Origin of the sequence: Bacillus sp. FSL W8-1141, from assembly GCF_038593205.1 — a bacterium.
Taxonomy (GTDB): Bacteria; Bacillota; Bacilli; order Bacillales; family Bacillaceae; genus Bacillus; species Bacillus altitudinis.
This window is the reverse complement of record NZ_CP151973.1, coordinates 2749763-2765585: the sequence shown is the minus strand read 5'-3', so window position 1 is coordinate 2765585 and position 15823 is coordinate 2749763. Positions and strand designations below refer to the sequence as shown.

The 15823-nt window shown below is 41.7% G+C and carries 17 protein-coding genes; 10 read left to right on the top strand and 7 right to left on the bottom strand.

Annotated elements, in window-relative coordinates; genetic code table 11:
* The first annotated feature begins 13 nt into the window (after positions 1-13).
* From NSQ52_RS14155 to NSQ52_RS14145, 3 genes are all read left to right on the top strand, one after another.
* Positions 14-697, top strand: a complete 684-nt coding sequence (locus NSQ52_RS14155) for a YesL family protein (RefSeq protein WP_039168385.1) — start codon at positions 14-16, stop codon at positions 695-697.
* Positions 698-751: 54 nt separating this feature from the next.
* Positions 752-1063, top strand: coding sequence for a rhodanese-like domain-containing protein (locus NSQ52_RS14150; protein ID WP_017358336.1), 312 nt, complete (start codon positions 752-754; stop codon positions 1061-1063).
* A gap of 102 nt (positions 1064-1165) precedes the next feature.
* Complete coding sequence (locus NSQ52_RS14145; protein WP_003217582.1) at positions 1166-1348, top strand: sporulation protein Cse60; 183 nt, start codon at positions 1166-1168, stop codon at positions 1346-1348.
* Between the two features lie 31 nt (positions 1349-1379).
* On the opposite strand, the gene NSQ52_RS14140 is transcribed toward NSQ52_RS14145, so the two are convergent.
* The 4 genes from NSQ52_RS14140 to NSQ52_RS14125 all read right to left on the bottom strand — a co-directional run bounded on the left by NSQ52_RS14140 (position 1380) and on the right by NSQ52_RS14125 (position 5176).
* The gene (locus tag NSQ52_RS14140; protein ID WP_138278895.1) at positions 1380-1904 is read right to left on the bottom strand and encodes a CbrC family protein; all 525 of its coding nucleotides are present in this window, start codon (positions 1902-1904) and stop codon (positions 1380-1382) included.
* Between the two features lie 133 nt (positions 1905-2037).
* Positions 2038-3570 carry a BCCT family transporter gene (locus NSQ52_RS14135; RefSeq protein ID WP_017358333.1) on the bottom strand — a complete coding sequence of 511 codons (1533 nt, stop codon included), beginning with the start codon at positions 3568-3570 and terminating at the stop codon, positions 2038-2040.
* Between the two features lie 140 nt (positions 3571-3710).
* Positions 3711-3908, bottom strand: coding sequence for a hypothetical protein (locus NSQ52_RS14130; RefSeq protein ID WP_008343027.1), 198 nt, complete (start codon positions 3906-3908; stop codon positions 3711-3713).
* Positions 3905-5176 carry an NAD(P)/FAD-dependent oxidoreductase gene (locus NSQ52_RS14125; protein ID WP_073415770.1) on the bottom strand — a complete coding sequence of 424 codons (1272 nt, stop codon included), beginning with the start codon at positions 5174-5176 and terminating at the stop codon, positions 3905-3907. The genes NSQ52_RS14130 and NSQ52_RS14125 overlap by 4 nt, the downstream gene beginning before the upstream one ends.
* 175 nt (positions 5177-5351) lie before the next feature.
* On the opposite strand from NSQ52_RS14125, the gene NSQ52_RS14120 reads away from it, so the two are divergent.
* Both NSQ52_RS14120 and NSQ52_RS14115 read left to right on the top strand, forming a co-directional pair.
* Positions 5352-6974 (top strand): polysaccharide biosynthesis protein, encoded by a 1623-nt coding sequence (locus NSQ52_RS14120; RefSeq protein WP_017358331.1) that lies wholly within the window; start codon positions 5352-5354, stop codon positions 6972-6974.
* Positions 6975-6990: 16 nt separating this feature from the next.
* Entirely contained in the window at positions 6991-7707 is a 717-nt protein-coding gene (locus NSQ52_RS14115) for a pseudouridine synthase (protein ID WP_017367874.1), read from the top strand.
* A gap of 122 nt (positions 7708-7829) precedes the next feature.
* Here the strand turns inward: NSQ52_RS14115 and NSQ52_RS14110 are convergent, their stop codons facing one another.
* Both NSQ52_RS14110 and NSQ52_RS14105 read right to left on the bottom strand, forming a co-directional pair.
* Entirely contained in the window at positions 7830-8051 is a 222-nt protein-coding gene (locus NSQ52_RS14110; protein ID WP_008356419.1) for a DeoR family transcriptional regulator, read from the bottom strand.
* Positions 8052-8420: 369 nt separating this feature from the next.
* Positions 8421-9719, bottom strand: a complete 1299-nt coding sequence (locus tag NSQ52_RS14105) for an NCS2 family permease (protein WP_017358329.1) — start codon at positions 9717-9719, stop codon at positions 8421-8423.
* Between the two features lie 94 nt (positions 9720-9813).
* Here NSQ52_RS14105 and pepV point away from each other — a divergent pair, with 94 nt between their 5' ends.
* Complete coding sequence (gene pepV / locus NSQ52_RS14100) at positions 9814-11214, top strand: dipeptidase PepV (RefSeq protein ID WP_342473483.1); 1401 nt, start codon at positions 9814-9816, stop codon at positions 11212-11214.
* A 27-nt stretch (positions 11215-11241) separates the two neighbouring features.
* Positions 11242-11859 (top strand): Type 1 glutamine amidotransferase-like domain-containing protein, encoded by a 618-nt coding sequence (locus NSQ52_RS14095; protein ID WP_041093424.1) that lies wholly within the window; start codon positions 11242-11244, stop codon positions 11857-11859.
* A gap of 210 nt (positions 11860-12069) precedes the next feature.
* Here the strand turns inward: NSQ52_RS14095 and cysK are convergent, their stop codons facing one another.
* Entirely contained in the window at positions 12070-13002 is a 933-nt protein-coding gene (cysK, locus tag NSQ52_RS14090; RefSeq protein ID WP_178930467.1) for a cysteine synthase A, read from the bottom strand.
* A gap of 90 nt (positions 13003-13092) precedes the next feature.
* On the opposite strand from cysK, the gene thpR reads away from it, so the two are divergent.
* Genes thpR through NSQ52_RS14075 form a run of 3 tightly spaced genes read left to right on the top strand, consistent with a single transcriptional unit; the run spans position 13093 to position 15582 of the window.
* Positions 13093-13644, top strand: coding sequence for an RNA 2',3'-cyclic phosphodiesterase (gene thpR, locus NSQ52_RS14085; RefSeq protein WP_024719290.1), 552 nt, complete (start codon positions 13093-13095; stop codon positions 13642-13644).
* 25 nt (positions 13645-13669) lie between these two features.
* Positions 13670-14605, top strand: coding sequence for a hypothetical protein (locus NSQ52_RS14080; protein WP_342473482.1), 936 nt, complete (start codon positions 13670-13672; stop codon positions 14603-14605).
* A 47-nt stretch (positions 14606-14652) separates the two neighbouring features.
* Positions 14653-15582, top strand: coding sequence for a YegS/Rv2252/BmrU family lipid kinase (locus NSQ52_RS14075; RefSeq protein ID WP_007501831.1), 930 nt, complete (start codon positions 14653-14655; stop codon positions 15580-15582).
* Positions 15583-15823 lie beyond the last annotated feature (241 nt).

Here is a 15823-nt window from a genome sequence, read left to right as displayed (position 1 = left end):
GGAGGGAAGAGAGATGGATCATGATGGATCAATGAGCAGAATGTTGCGCATGTGTGAGTGGGTGATGAGACTTGCCTATACGAATTTGTTATGGCTTTTGTTCACTTTACTTGGGCTTGGAATCCTTGGCTTCATGCCTGCAACAACAGCGTTATTTTCTGTGATGAGAAAGTGGATACAAGGGCACGAGCAAGTCAGCGTCTTTCAAACCTTTTGGAAAGTATACCGCGAAGAATTTGTACGCTCTAATGTCATTGGAGTGGTGCTGGTCATCATCGGGACAATTATTTATGTAGACCTTGCTTATATTTATCCAACGAGTTGGTTTTTACACGTGCTTCGCTTTGCGATCTATATCTTTGGTTTTCTGTTTATTGTCAGCTTGTTTTATATCTTTCCGCTGCTGGCTCATTATGATTGGAAAAAGCGTCTTTATTTGAAATTTTCCCTTCTGCTTGGCATCTCGTATTTGCAATATACGCTCTCTATGCTCGTTTTCTCGGCTGTTCTCTTTATCCTATTTGCTTATTTGCCAGGGATCGTGCCGTTTTTTAGCATCAGCATTCTCGCATATGGCCACATGTGGCTAGCCTATCAAGTATTTAAAAAGATAGAGTTTGAAAGCGAGCAGCCGGCAGTTGATGTGAAGAAACGATTCCCGTCTTTCCTTCAATCCAAGCGGGTGAATACGCAGTGATGTGTATGATTTGCTATAATGGTGTCACCGTGAATAAAAGGAGAGATGAGAGTCGTGTCAGTAAAAGAAATTTCAATAGAAGAATTAAAGCAAAAACTAGAGCAAGAAGAAGCCATTCAACTCGTCGATGTGCGTGAGGATGAAGAGGTAGCAGAAGGCATGATTCCAGAGGCAGTCCATATTCGAATGGGCGATATTCCTGAGAAGCTAGATGCGTTTGATAAGACGCAAGAGTATTATATTATTTGCCGTTCTGGTAAACGCAGTGAGAATGTCTGCTATTTCTTAGAAGACCAAGGCTATCAAGCAACCAATGTCGTTGGCGGCATGCTTGCATGGACAGGAGAAACAAAACCGAAGCTGTAAAAAGAAGTCCTTTCATCGACAAGATGGAAGGCTTTTTTTTGTTCATATGTCCGTCTCTATTTGCATAAAAATAGAGTAGCAAGAGAAGGGAGAGTGGCATATGTGCTGAAGGTAGCCGTATTTGATGAAGAGCACGAGAAAGATTTGCAAAGCGAAATCAATCTTTTTTTAAAAGGAATGGACGACGACCAAATTATTGACATCAAATACAATGTGGCGGTGATCTGTGAGCAAGGAGGAGAGCAGCTCTACTGTTTTTCAGCGCTCATTTTATATAAAAAATAAAAGGACCTGCTGAAAGGTCCTTTTACCATGATCAACTAGCATCAATATGCAAACGATGCTTTTTGCAGTGAACGCATTGAAAGAGATAGCCTTGCAAGTCTCCTCCGTTCACGAGCCATTGTTTCAGGTTCTCTTTTGTGAAATGTCCACCACTGCAAATCTCTTCAATATCCTCTGAGAGTTCTTCCTCTAAATGCTCAATTTCTTTCCATCCAACATACTGCACAATCGCGCAAAAATCCCCGCAATGGCTTAACCAATATTCCTGCTGCCATCCGCGGTAACCCGGCGTTCTGTAGATCAGTTCATCTATATATTCTTCATGATCGACGTCATCACAACTCACATCGTCTTGAAACATTCCATTATATGTTTGAGCAGCTGATCCATCTTTAATGCACCAAGGACAAATGCCAGAAACGTCTTCAATAGAATAAAAAGGACCATGATATACATAATCTCGTTCTTTCTCACAAACGGGGCATATCGTCTGCTCTTTTTTAATCACATGTAATGAAACTGGGTCTGGGTTGTACTTGAACGTAGGTAACGTCATATAAACCTCCATTATGTAGAAAAGTGATGATTCAACACTATTTTATCGGAATACGCGATGTCATGACAATCTTCAATTATTTCAACGAGAAAAAAAGCCGTTCGGATGAGGAACGACTTTTCTCTTGTGATGATTATGCTTTTTTTACTCTTGGACTTCTTGGTTTATTGTACTTATTTGCTTGTTTAATCGCTCTTCGTTCTTCATTTAGTGACTTGTACAGGGATACAATCATTAAAATGATGACAACAGAGAACGGCAAAGCAGCAAGTTTGGCTGTGTTTTGCAAGGCTTCAAGACCGCCTGAAAATAAGAGCACTGCCGCAACTGCTGACTGGATAATACCCCAGCTGATCTTTACACTATTCGCTGGATTTAATGATCCATAGGTTGTCTGCATGCCGAGAACGAATGTAGCTGAGTCTGCTGATGTGATAAAGAATACCGCAATTAAAATAAGAGCTAGAATCGATGTGATCATTGCCAGCGGATATTCATTTAGTACACCAAAAAGCATGGTTTCCGTAGAAAGGCCTGCAACATCGACAATATTCTTTTGCTGTAAGTCCATCGCAGAAACACCGAAAATAGAGAACCAAAGAAATACAAGGATAGATGGAGCAACTAACACACCAACTAAAAACTCTCGAATGGTTCGTCCACGTGATACACGTGCAATAAAGATCCCGACAAATGGTGCCCAAGAGATCCACCATGCCCAATAAAAGATCGTCCATCCGTTAATCCATTCTCTCTTTTCAGGGTCATTTGGAGATAAGCGAAAGCTCATTTGAACGATGTTGGATAAGTATTGTCCAATAGAGTCAGTAAATGAATTTAAAATATAAACTGTTGGACCTACCAAAAGTAAGAAAAACATCAGAACAGCTGCTAATACCATGTTGATATTACTTAAATATTTAATCCCTTTACCAATACCGCTAAGAGCAGATGCAAGGAAGAGCACCGTCACAATGATGATGATAATCAATTGTGTGCTAAAGGCATTTGGAATGTTAAATAGATAATCCAATCCGCCATTGATTTGTGCTGCGCCTAATCCTAAGCTCGTTGCAACACCAACAACTGTCGCAAACACAGCAATACAATCGATGGTTTTTCCGATCCATCCGTGCGTTTTATCTCCTAAAACTGGCTGCAGTGTTGCACTGATTAAGCCAGGCGCATCTTTTCTAAATTTAAAGTATGCAATGCAAAGCGCAACAATGGCATAGATCGCCCATGCATGAAGTCCCCAGTGGAAAAAAGTATAGCGAAGGGAATCACGGAAGGCTTGTGCAGTTTCAGTGTCACCCGTTGGTGATTGAATCGCATAATGACTGATCGGTTCAGCTGCTCCGTAAAAAACAAGCCCAATACCCATTCCAGCACTAAATAGCATGGCAAACCAAGAAAAAAGACCAAATTCAGGCTCTTCACCTGGCTTTCCTAACGTAATTTTTCCGATAGGGCTAAAGATAAAGAATAGACAAAAGCCGACTAGAAGCGATACGACTAATAAATAATACCAGCCAAAGTCATTTGTAATGTATGTTTGAATTTGATCTGTCACATTTTGCAGTGATTCTGGAGAAAAGGCTCCCCATAGAACGGCAATAAATGTGATAGCAATCACAATCCAAAATACACTTGATACGTTTTTCACACCATCTCACTCTCCTGTTGTTCTACACGTTTAAGCAGAGGATTTTGTTTAATATCCCCTGTCTCAACTATTTTCAAACAAAAAGAGGCGAGTTTCTCACTCGACCTCTATTTTACCGTAACATGTTTTGCTTCCATTTATCAACCATCGATATGTGAAGATGACTTTTCTTCAATTCGTTTGCGCAGACGGTAGACATATTCTTTTAAACAAACTGCGAAAATCGTAAACGCTAAAATAATGGCGATTTTTAACGGGGTAATGGACAGCTTCATAAAGAAAGCGGCTGTCAAACTAATGACAACTGCAAGGACAATCGGAAGTGCGCGTCTAATCATTGAAATCTCTCCTTTACTTCTAGTGCGGCATTCATGCCAGCTAACCTGCCTGTCACAAGTGCTGACGTAATATTGTAACCACCTGTGTAACCGTGAATATCTAAAATTTCTCCGCAGAAATAAAGACCGGCCATTTTTTTGGATGCCATTTTCTTCGGTTCAATTTCTTTGACAGAAACGCCGCCACCTGTAACAAAGGCTTTATCTAAAGAAAGCGTCCCATTTGCATGGACGATGAAATGTTTACAATCATGAGCAAAAGCGCGCAGTTTATCTTTAGCCAGACCAGAAAATGTCTCCTGCGGATCAATGCCATTTCGTTCTAAAAGGAACAATAAATAGCGCTCTTGCATCCAAGATTTCAGGACATTTTTAATGGCTTTTTTTGGTTCATCTTTTAGATCGCGATGAAGCTTTTGGAATAGCTCCTCGTCATTGAGCTTTGGGTATAAGTCAATTTGAAGACGGACGGCCTGTTGCTTTTTCAGTTCCTTCACAACAAATCCGCTGCATCTCAGAACGGCAGGACCTGATAAGCCAAAGTGTGTAAAGATCATATCCATGACATGAGTGACGACGGGTTTTCCTTTTTTATTTAAAACACTCACGGCCACACTTCTTAATGAAAGACCTTGAAGCACTTTGTCCTTAATAAAACGCTCGTCTGACGTGACGGGTACTTCGGTTGGGAAGAGCTCTGTAATGGTATGGCCAGCGGCTTCTGCCCATGCATAGCCATCGCCAGTAGAGCCTGTATGCGGCACACTTTTCCCGCCAACAGCAATGACAACGGCATGACTTGAAATTTTTTCATCATTATTTGTAACAATTCCAGCTGCTTGTCCGTCTTGATACAGAACGGTTTTAATCTTTTCATTCGTTCGAATGGTCACATTGAGCACGCGGAGCCTATCCAATAGGGCATCCACAACAGATTGTGCTTTGTTTGAGACAGGGAACATACGTCCATGGTCTTCTTCTTTTAGTTCAATACCTAGATTTTCAAAGAACGAAATAATATCCTCGTTATTGAACTCAGAAAATGCACTATATAGAAAACGGCCGTTTCCGGGAATATGCTTGATGATTTCTTCTACTGGAAGGCGATTGGTCACATTGCAGCGTCCACCGCCAGAAATGGCGAGCTTTCTGCCAAGTTTGTTTCCTTTGTCAATTAACAGAACCGATGCACCGTGTTCTGCCGATGCAATCGCGGCCATCAGTCCAGAAGGTCCACCGCCAATGACAATGACATCATAATGTTTCATGTTACATTCCTCTTTCTACTTTCAGTCATTTCTCTATTATAACGAAGATTGGGGAAGGCTGAAATATGAATTGATTGGTTTTGTGACTTCTGTATTGGATTTGTTACCTGTGCGATGAAATGATGTGTTAAAATAGTTAAGTTGAATATTCATTAGAAAAATGGTGGTTAAGCGCATGTCTAATAAACTGCTTCGTGGTACGTTGGTTTTAACGATAGGGACTTATCTCTCTCGTATTCTTGGTATGATTTACTTAATTCCATTTAGCGCAATGGTCGGAGCGACTGGTGGTGCGCTATTCCAATATGGATACAATCAGTATACGATCTTTTTAAGTATTGCTACGCTCGGTTTTCCAACAGCGGTATCGAAATTCGTTTCTAAATATAATGCAATCGGCGATTATGAGACAACAAGAAAAATGTTCAGGGCGGGTATGTCGGTCATGCTTGTCACCGGTATTATCGCCTTTTCTATTTTATATTTGACCGCACCGATCTTTGCCAAGATCCAGCTTGGAGGATCGAATGAAACGGGCGGTTTGACGGTCGATCAAGTGGTCTATGTAATTCGGATGGTCAGTTTGGGTCTATTGGTTGTACCCATTATGAGTCTTGTGCGAGGCTTTTTCCAAGGGCACTCGATGATGGGCCCGACAGCTGTTTCCCAAGTCATCGAACAACTTGTCAGAATCATCTTCCTATTAACAGCGACGTTTATCATTTTAAAAGTGCTTGACGGCGGTCTTGTTATTGCGGTTGGTTATGCCACATTTGCCGCACTCATTGGTGCGTTTGGCGGTCTATTTACGCTTTATTTATATTGGCTGAAGCGGAAAGATCGGCTTTTGGCAATGCAGCCGAATACAGGGGACTATTCTGGATTATCTTATAAGCAAATGTTTACAGAGCTGTTCAGTTATGCAGCACCCTATGTGTTTGTTGGGCTTGCCATTCCGATTTATTCTTATATTGATACAAATACAATTAACAGAGCGATGATTGCATCAGGACATCAGGATATTAGTACAGCGGTTCTGTCTATTGTGACGTTATATTTACCGAAGCTTGTCATGATTCCTGTGTCACTTGCAACTGCATTTGGTTTAACATTGATTCCTACCATAACGGAATCCTTTACAGCGCGAAATTACAAGCTGCTGAATCGACAAATTGATCAAACGATGCAGGTCATTTTATTCTTCGTTCTGCCTGCTTCATTTGGTATTTCGGCATTGGCTGGACCAGTTTATTGGTTTTTCTATCCGTCTGTGCATCCTGAGATTGGGACTTCTATTTTGTTTTGGTATGCACCTGTTGCGTTACTGTTTTCTTTATTCACCATTAACGCAGCGATTTTACAAGGGATTAACAAACAAAAATTTGCGATCGTCAGTCTTTTGTTAGGGATTATCATTAAAACGGTTCTCAATATCCCGCTGATTAGCTGGTTGCAAGGAAACGGTTCTGTGCTTGCAACGGCATTAGGTTACAGTGCCTCGATTTTGTATATGTTCATCATGATCAAGCGCCATGCAGGCTATTCGTTCCGCAGGATTTTCAAACGGTTTATTTTAATTGGTATTTTAACGGCAATCATGGCTGTAGTGGCTTATGTGACATGTCAGCTTGTGAGTCAAGTCATTTCATATGAAGGCGGAATCATACAAGCGGGTATTGTTATTTTGATTTCAATGATCACTGGCGGCGGTGTGTATATGTTCTTATCTTATAAAGTTGGATTGTTAGAGCGTGTACTTGGCAGCCGGATGCCATCATTTTTAAGAAAAAAGAGTTAAGAAGAGGTGGAGAAGCATGAGGCTTGATAAATTGCTGGCCAATACCGGCTTTGGTTCAAGGAAAGATGTAAAGAAGCTGGTCAAGGCCCGGGCTGTCACAGTGAATGGAGAAGTGGCGAAGCAGGTGAAAGATCATGTCGATCCAACAAATGATGAAGTGCTCGTGCATGGAGAGCGTGTAGAGTATAAAGAATTCATTTATCTCATGATGAACAAGCCAGACGGTGTCATTTCAGCAACGGAGGATCTGCGAGATGAGACGGTTGTTGATTTACTAGAGCCAGAGGATATTGCAAGGGAGCCATTCCCTGTGGGGAGACTGGATAAGGATACAGTCGGTCTCCTCCTCCTTACAAATGACGGCCAGCTTGCTCATCAATTGTTATCTCCGAAAAAGCATGTCCCGAAAACGTATGAAGTTCATCTAAAATACCCGCTTGGAGATCAAGACATCACTCGTCTTGAAGAGGGAGTTGTGATTTTAGACGACTACCGAACGAAGCCAGCGAAGGTTGAAGTAGATGCCAACCAAGAGGCAGATACACGAATCCGTTTAACGATTACTGAAGGGAAGTACCATCAAGTGAAGCTGATGGCACAAGCCGTGGGCAATGAAGTGATCTTTTTAAAACGGCTCTCGATGGGGGCTGTTTCATTAGACGAAGATTTGGCGCCAGGAGAATACCGTGAATTGACGGAGGAAGAGTTAGACAGTTTAATCAATCGTGATTAATATAGAGCAAATGAAAAGAAGACAAAGAGCTAAAATCAAGTTCATTTTAGCCCTTTGTCAGCAAAATGAAAAGAACCGGCATATCGCCGGTTCTTTTTGTTATATGGAAGTTCATTATTCGCTTATGATGATATTTTTACTTTTTTTCTCGTTGTTTCCCATTTGCCTCTGCTTGGACTATGAACAAGATCGTTATAGGCAAGCACGTTTAAGTCTCTTTGGATGGTTCTAGGTGTGATCCCGAATTCATCAACCAGCTCTTGCGTCGTCACAAGACCTTTCTCTTGAATGAACATATAAACTGATTTTATTCGAGTCATCATACGGTTTGTTGAAGGTTTCAAAAAACCACTCCCTATCAATAAGATCGGATGGACTTGACTAACCACAACTTACTACACTAAAACTGCGACATAAGGACATGCAACAATGGTAAATGTTCGTGTTTCTTAATGTTTTATTCTATTATACACGTTATTATGCATCTAGTTCCACCAAAAAGTCAACTTTACGTGTTTTTAAACTTGTCTTCATGAATGAAATTATGGTATATATCATGATTTGAATCCGGTTACAACCCAATAAACACAAGGCGTATAAAGAAAATTGCCACTTAAGAAAGATCAAAAAATAAACACAGAAAATTTACAAAATAAAAAATCATTCATACAAAAAAGACACATTCAAATGAGAAATGTGTCTTTTTATTTTGGTTATCCTTCTAAGAAAAAGAGCTGCACGAAAAATAAGACGGCAAAAATGAGCACAAGAATATGCACTTCTTTCCATTTTCCTTTTGCCAGCTTCACAAGTGGATATGAAATAAATCCTAGTGAAATTCCTGTAGAGATGCTAGATGTCAGCGGCATGGAAAGAATCACAAGAAAAGCAGGAAATGCTTCGTCAAGCTCATTCCAGCGAATACGTGACACTGAATTCATCATCAAACAGCCGACAATGATTAAGACAGGTGAAGTGATGGACGGCAAAGACGAAATGGCTTGAACGAGCGGACCAAAAAACAAAGCCACAATAAACAATGCAGCAACGGTTAAAGAGGTCAGTCCAGTTCTTCCGCCAGCAGCCACTCCTGATGAAGATTCAATGTAAGCTGTGGTTGGGCTTGTTCCAAACATTGAGCCAATTGTCGTTGCAGCAGAGTCAGCAAGTAAGGCTCTGCGTACTTTTGGGAGCTGACCATTTTTCATTAAACCTGCTTGTTCCGCAACCCCGATCATTGTTCCAGTTGTATCAAAAATCGTCACAAGTAAAAAGGAGAAGACAACAGCATACAAGTGATGGGAAAATACATCGCCAAACGCAGCGAATGGATTTGTAATCAGCATTCCTTCAGGCAGTGCTGGGGTATCCACTAGCACTTTAGGAAAATGAAGCTGACCTGTTGCAAGTGCAATTAACGTGGTTGCTAACATGCCGATAAACAGCGCTCCATTCACTTGAAGAACCATTAATATGACAGAAATCATTAAACCAACGAGTGTCAAAATGACAACAGGTGAGCTTAAATTGCCAAGCTTCACAAGATTTTGTGGATCAGCAGTGATGATTCCAGACTGTCTTAGCCCAATGAATGCAATAAATAATCCGATACCTGCTGTAATCCCGTACTTTAAATTATCTGGAATCGCCTCAATAAGTTGTTTTCTAAGGGATGTTAACGATAAAATAATAAAGAGTATTCCAGCAACAAATACCGCACTAAATGCTGTTTGATAGCTGAGACCTCCACCACCGACAACAGTGACGGTGAAATAGACATTCAGCCCCATACCTGGTGCAATGGCAATCGGATAGTTTGCAAAGAGTGCCATCCAGAGTGTACCGACAACAGCAGCGATAATGGTTGCAGTAAAGACTTGGTCAAAAGGAATGCCTGCATCTGAAAGGATTCCTGGATTGACGGCTACAATATATACCATCGTAAAGAATGTCGTCATACCAGCGAGTAATTCTTTCTTTATATTGGTTTGGTTCTCTTTTAACTGAAACATAAAATCCTCCATTTACGAACATTATTACAAAACACTTAATATAATATTCGTTTTAAGGGTGGATTGCAACCTTTTTTCAAGGAGGAATGGAAAAATGAATTGGGAAGCAGAAGTCATACGAAAAAAAGACAATTTGATTCAGGATACACAATCTTTTTTACAAATTGAAAGTGTCTTGGATGAAGAAGGCGGCATAGCAGGAAAACCGTTCGGTGAAAAAGTGGATGAGGCTCTTCAGTATATGCTCAAAAAAGGGCAGGACGAGGGCTTCAAAGTGAAAAATGTTGATGGTTATGCTGGTCATATTGAATATGGAGAAGGCGAAGATATCGTCGGTGTGCTATGCCATGTGGATGTCGTGCCTGCGGGAGACGACTGGACAACCCCGCCATTTTCAGCGGACATAAGAGAAAATAAAATCTTTGCAAGAGGAGCCATTGATGATAAAGGGCCGACCATGGCGGCGTTTTACGCATTGAAAATGTTAAAAGATGCCGGTCTACCGCTGTCGAAAAAGATTCGAATCATCATTGGCACAGATGAAGAAAGCGATTGGAGATGCGTCGATCACTATTTCAAGCATGAGGCGATGCCGCAAATTGGGTTTGCGCCAGATGCTGATTTTCCAATTATTCATGCTGAAAAAGGGATCATAGATGCCATCGTATCCTTTACATACGAACAATCAGAAGAAAACAAGCGTTACATCCTTAAGCAATTCACATCAGGCATGCGTCTCAATATGGTCCCAGATGAGGCTCGCGCGATTGTGGCAGCAGCAAATGATCACGATGCTGAAGCATTAAAAACGGCTTTTGTAGCCTATCTTGCAGAAAATCAGCTAACCGGTGAGACAAACCATACAGCAGATGGACTGACATTCACATTAAAAGGTGTATCAGTTCATGCAATGGAGCCGGCGAATGGCACAAATGCGGGCATTCATATGGCGAATTTCTTATGTGCGCATGAATTAGATGAAAGAGGGCTCGCTTTTACATCACAAATAAATGCTTTATTTGATCAAGACACAAGAGGACAAAAACTCGGCATCGCTTGTAAAGATGATATTAGTGGTGACTTGACCTTGAATGTTGGCACAATCCGCTATTCGCAAAACGAAGAAGCGAAGCTTGGGCTGAATGTCCGCTATCCTGTAACAGCGGACGGTGAGGAAGTCAAAAAAGGGATTGAACGAATAAAAGGGGCAGCGATTGAGAAATTTGATGACAGTCCTCCTCATCACGTCTCAAAAGACCATCCACTTGTGAAAACATTACAGCGTGTCTACGAAGAACAAACAGGAGATCCTGCCCATCTTATTGCGATTGGGGGAGGAACGTATGCAAGGTCATTAGAAGCAGGCGTTGCCTTTGGCCCTCTATTCCCAGGAAGACCTGATTGTGCACATCAAAAGGATGAATATATCGAAATCGATGATTTACTACGAGCAACTGCGCTATATGCACAAGCCATGTATGAATTGGCGAAATAAAAAAGGAAAGAGAAGAGGGGTTTCACCGTGAAAAAAATGTTCTTATGCTCTTCATTCAAAGACAGCTATTCTCTCTTGTCTGACTTTGCAGGCGACACCTTAAAAGGAAAAAGTGTGACATTCATTCCGGCAGCCAGTGAAGTGGAAGAAGTCACGCACTATGTCGATGCAGCAAAAGAAGCCTTTCATCAATTAGAAATGCGTGTAGAGACTGTTCAGCTGACCGGGCAAACGGTTCAGGAAATCACACAGATCATTGGAAAGAATGATGTCATGTATGTATCTGGCGGCAATACCTTTTATTTGCTGCAAGAATTAAGAAAGCACGGGCTCGATCGTGTATTGAAAGAAGAGATCGGCAAAGGCAAGCTGTATATCGGAGAATCCGCGGGGAGTATTATCATGGCGCCAAGCATTGAATACATCTCACTGATGGATGATCAGGAGAAAGCGCTAGAATTATCTTCCTTTGAAGGATTCAATGAGATCAACAGCTATCCGGTACCGCATATAAACAATCCTTATTTAGGTGAAGCCGCGCAGCATATCATAGAGAAAGATCAAAATACGCTCTCTTTATGCCCGCTCACTGATGAACAAGTTTTACTTGTGACAGGCGAACAGACTGAGGTCAAGACGGTCTGAGTTGTTCCTTTCAGCGTGTAGACAAACCCTCGCATTCGGTGTCAGTCCTGCGCTTCGGTGCTCACGAATGTCAAATACGCTCCGCGCCAGTACTCGTCCTTCCTAGGGCTGCAAAGGTTTTTGAAAAGATGACAAAGGGCTAAAATCAAGTTCATTTTAGCCCTTTGTCAACAATCTGAAAGGAACAGGAGCATATGTCCTGTTCCTTTTTTAATCTTGAAACACATCACTTGATAAATAACGTTCACCCGTGTCTGCTGTCATACAAATGACAATGTGATCCTTTGGCATTTGCTTGGCTGCTTCAATGGCTGCATAGCATGCCGCGCCAGATGATGGACCGACTAAAATACCTTCAAGACGGGCGAGCTTTCGTGTGATGTCGTAAGCATCTTCATCACTCACTTGTACAATCTCATCATACACCTGTTCGTTTAAAATTTGTGGGATAAATCCTGGACTTGTGCCAACAAGTTTATGTTTACCAGGTTTCCCGCCTGATAAAACAGGAGACCCCTTTGGCTCTGCCACATGTATCGTCAATTCCGGGAATGCTTTTTTGAGTTCCTCTCCAGTGCCTGTAATGGTTCCGCCAGTTCCAGCAGTTGCGACAAAAGCGGCAAGCGGCTGCCCAATCTGTTGCACTGCATCAATAATTTCTACAGCCGTTGTCCCTCTATGAGCATCGGGGTTCGCACCATTGTCAAATTGCATGGGAATAAAGCTGTTAGGAATTTGAGCAGCTAATTCTTCTGCCTTGCGAATACAGCCTGGCATTTTTTCCTCCCCCGGGGTTAAGACGACCTGTGCGCCGTATGCCTTTAAAATATTGATTCTTTCTTGGGTCATCGTATCAGGCATGATCAGAATGGCTTTGTAGCCTCTTGCAGCAGCGTTCATCGCTAAGCCAATTCCTGTATTCCCGCTTGTTGGTTCAATAATCGTTGCCCCTTTTGTGAGCTTTCCTTGTTTTTCTGCCTCAAGGATCATATTGTAAGCAGCCCGATCTTTTACACTTCCGCTAGGATTAAATGATTCCAGTTTTAAATAAATAGCAGCGCCATGTTCTGGCTGAAGGCGCTGTAATTTTACAAGTGGTGTATGACCTATTAATTCAGCTATATTTTGTGCAACCTTCATCATGTGACACCCTTTCTTCTCATTCCGCATTACTTTAGTTATACTATCATCAATGGGGATTCGTAAAGTTTGTTAAAAAGGACAGGTGAAAATATGGCCGAAAGCCGTCATTATTTTATCGGGATTCCAATCCCTGAACAACTCGCGTATCAAATGAAAGCGGATATAGACAAGAGGAGCGGACTTTCCTTTCAAAAATGGACAGCACCCATTGATTATCATGTCACCCTTGTGTTTTTAGGTGCGATTCCAGAGGACCGTTTAAATAAGATTTCTGAGCTACTTGCACAGCTGTCTCCTGAGGTGTCTGCTTTCCCGCTGAAGCTGAATGAAGTAGGGATATTTGGCCAAAAGGAGCGGCCGAGAGTCTTTTTTGCAAAGCCTAGTGAAAGTAAGCCTTTGATGGATCTTAGAGAAAAAGTGAAAGCAGCCGTTTTGACAGCAGGTCATCCTGTCGAAAAGAGACCCTTTCATCCACATATGACGATTGCGCGCAAATGGAATAGGGAACAGTCCTATATAGAACAAGCACCCTTACGGAAAGAACCATATTCGATGGAGGTTTCTAGTATCGCTTTATTTGAAATCCGTCTAAAAGAAACCCCGCGTTATCACGCGATCAAACAATTTACACTACATAAATGATTCTAGAGGTTGGAGTGAGCAGCAGATGGCGCAAATTATTAAAATCCAAGATTATATATCACGATATGAACAAGACCCGCATCATTACATCAATCAGTTTATTCGGTTGAAAAAACAAAGATGGGACGAGTTAAAAAAGGCTTCCAAAGAGCAGGTGCAAAAACAGGCTGACCAAGCCATCGAGCAAGCACCTGAACAAGAGGAAGAAAAGAGAAAGAAATTCTCCTTAAAAAGAAAGCAAAAAGAAGCCGATATGAAAAAGGAACGGGACCTGAGTCTTTTTAACGAGCCAACAGATATAGAACAAGGTGTCTTTACAAACGTTCCTACCGATGAAAAGAAGCTGATTCACTTTTTTAAAGATCATCTTTACGATGTTCAGTTAAAATGGGCCAGCTCGACGATTTCTCATATTTCAACTGTCTCCCATCACATTCGCTATGATGAAAAGCTGCGGATGCTTGCAAGGCAGCTGCCAGATTCTTATTTTGTGATGTACAAGCCGGTGCTGCTCATTCAAAAAGCTGAGATGGAATTGTGTCCAGTGCTCATTACACCGCTTGAAGTCATCTGTTTATCTTTCTTAGAAGCAGAGCCAGACAGCGTATATATTGGATCGAAGGAACGTTTTTGGGAAAAGCGGGCGACGGGAAAAGCTGTTCAATCCGTTTTAAACCCTTGTGCAAGCCTTCTGCGCTCTGGAACTGTTGTGTCAAAAATTTTACAGCAAAGTGGTGTAGAGCTTCCTGTGAAAAAAATCCTCATCAGCCGCACCTCGTATATTGATTTGCCCGAAGTTCCATTCGGGATGGAGGTTGTCGATAAGAAGAAAGCGGAGGATTGGTTTGACAAGCAGCGGAAAAACACGGCGCCGACAAAGCACCAGCAATTCAAAGCGACAAAGGCATTGCTTGCTTATGGTGAATCAGACAGCAAAAGAAGGCAGGAATGGCTCGATTAAAGGCATATCAAGGTCACCAAAAAATGAGACCTGAGTGGAGCTAATATATGAATGAATGGTACTTTATCGTCAATCCAGCAGCAGGACAAGGAAAAGGACTCCGCACTTGGAGAAGCATAGAGAAAGAATTACAAAAGGTAGAGATCTCATACAGATCGTTTCTTACCCAGCATGAAGGACATGCCGAAGTTTTGGCGAGACAAATTAGCGCTATGCAAGACGACAGATTGAAACGGCTGATCGTCATTGGCGGTGACGGCACATTTCATGAAGTACTGAATGGTTTAAAAGAAATTGATCATGTGCAGCTAAGCTTTGTCCCAGCAGGTCATTGGAATGATGCTGCGAAGGGGCTGGGCATCCAGCGTCATGATGTGATCAAAGAAGTGAGAAAACAAAAGAGGATGCTGACGAAAACATTTTCTCTCGGTTCCTTTCAAGATCATGCAGAAAGTCCGCAATCTGTTCTTTTTCTCAATCATATTGGTGTTGGTTTTGATGCGCATGTCTTGAAGAGAACGGTCCATTTTAGAGGGAAAAAGTGGCTCAACCGACTCAAACTCGGGTTTATCATCTACCCGCTGTCCTTTCTACATTCGTTATGGTCTTTCAAACCGTTTGACCTTGCTCTTTTTATTGAAAATGAGAGAAAAGTTTTTCGCCAAGTGTGGTTTGTGATCGTATGTAATCACCCATATTATGGAGGCGGGCTGGAAGCAGCGCCGGAAGCAAGTGCGAGGCAATCAGGATTTCAAACAATCGTTGTCACGGATTTGAATCCATTAAAAGTCCTCTTATTTTTAAGTGCAATGGTTTTTAAAAAGCACCTTGTAATGGAGGGAGTCACCCTTTTTCAGCATGAAGAAGCCTACTTGGAGGCAGATGAAAAAATCCTATTTCACGCTGATGGAGAAGTGATTGGCGCCACTCCAGTGTTTGTTAAGGCTAGTGAGCGATCGTTAAAATTACGTGGCTAAGAAGCAGCCAGTGTGCGCACGAGCAAAAGAAACATGAAAAAAGACTTCCCTTTTCATAAGGTTCTTGTCCTGTTTTTCTAGTTTTGCTTGACGAGTATAAGAAGGTAGCGATAAAATCTATAGGACGGCTATTGTTTAGCATCTCATTCTCAATAGCTGTCCTTTTTGTTTTTATGATCATATAAATAAAAAATAAACAGCCAATTGATCTCAATCGGCTGAATTTTGTCGACTAAAAAAG

Coding starts and splice junctions, on each gene's coding strand:
- pepV (WP_342473483.1), top strand. CDS start 9,814: ATGAATTGGGAAGCAGAAGTCATACGAAAAAAAGACAATTTGATTCAG.
- NSQ52_RS14155 (WP_039168385.1), top strand. CDS start 14: ATGGATCATGATGGATCAATGAGCAGAATGTTGCGCATGTGTGAGTGG.
- NSQ52_RS14125 (WP_073415770.1), bottom strand. CDS start 5,176: ATGAAACATTATGATGTCATTGTCATTGGCGGTGGACCTTCTGGACTG.
- NSQ52_RS14130 (WP_008343027.1), bottom strand. CDS start 3,908: ATGATTAGACGCGCACTTCCGATTGTCCTTGCAGTTGTCATTAGTTTG.
- NSQ52_RS14115 (WP_017367874.1), top strand. CDS start 6,991: ATGAGGCTTGATAAATTGCTGGCCAATACCGGCTTTGGTTCAAGGAAA.
- thpR (WP_024719290.1), top strand. CDS start 13,093: ATGGCCGAAAGCCGTCATTATTTTATCGGGATTCCAATCCCTGAACAA.
- NSQ52_RS14080 (WP_342473482.1), top strand. CDS start 13,670: ATGGCGCAAATTATTAAAATCCAAGATTATATATCACGATATGAACAA.
- NSQ52_RS14120 (WP_017358331.1), top strand. CDS start 5,352: ATGTCTAATAAACTGCTTCGTGGTACGTTGGTTTTAACGATAGGGACT.
- NSQ52_RS14140 (WP_138278895.1), bottom strand. CDS start 1,904: ATGACGTTACCTACGTTCAAGTACAACCCAGACCCAGTTTCATTACAT.
- NSQ52_RS14075 (WP_007501831.1), top strand. CDS start 14,653: ATGAATGAATGGTACTTTATCGTCAATCCAGCAGCAGGACAAGGAAAA.
- cysK (WP_178930467.1), bottom strand. CDS start 13,002: ATGATGAAGGTTGCACAAAATATAGCTGAATTAATAGGTCATACACCA.
- NSQ52_RS14105 (WP_017358329.1), bottom strand. CDS start 9,719: ATGTTTCAGTTAAAAGAGAACCAAACCAATATAAAGAAAGAATTACTC.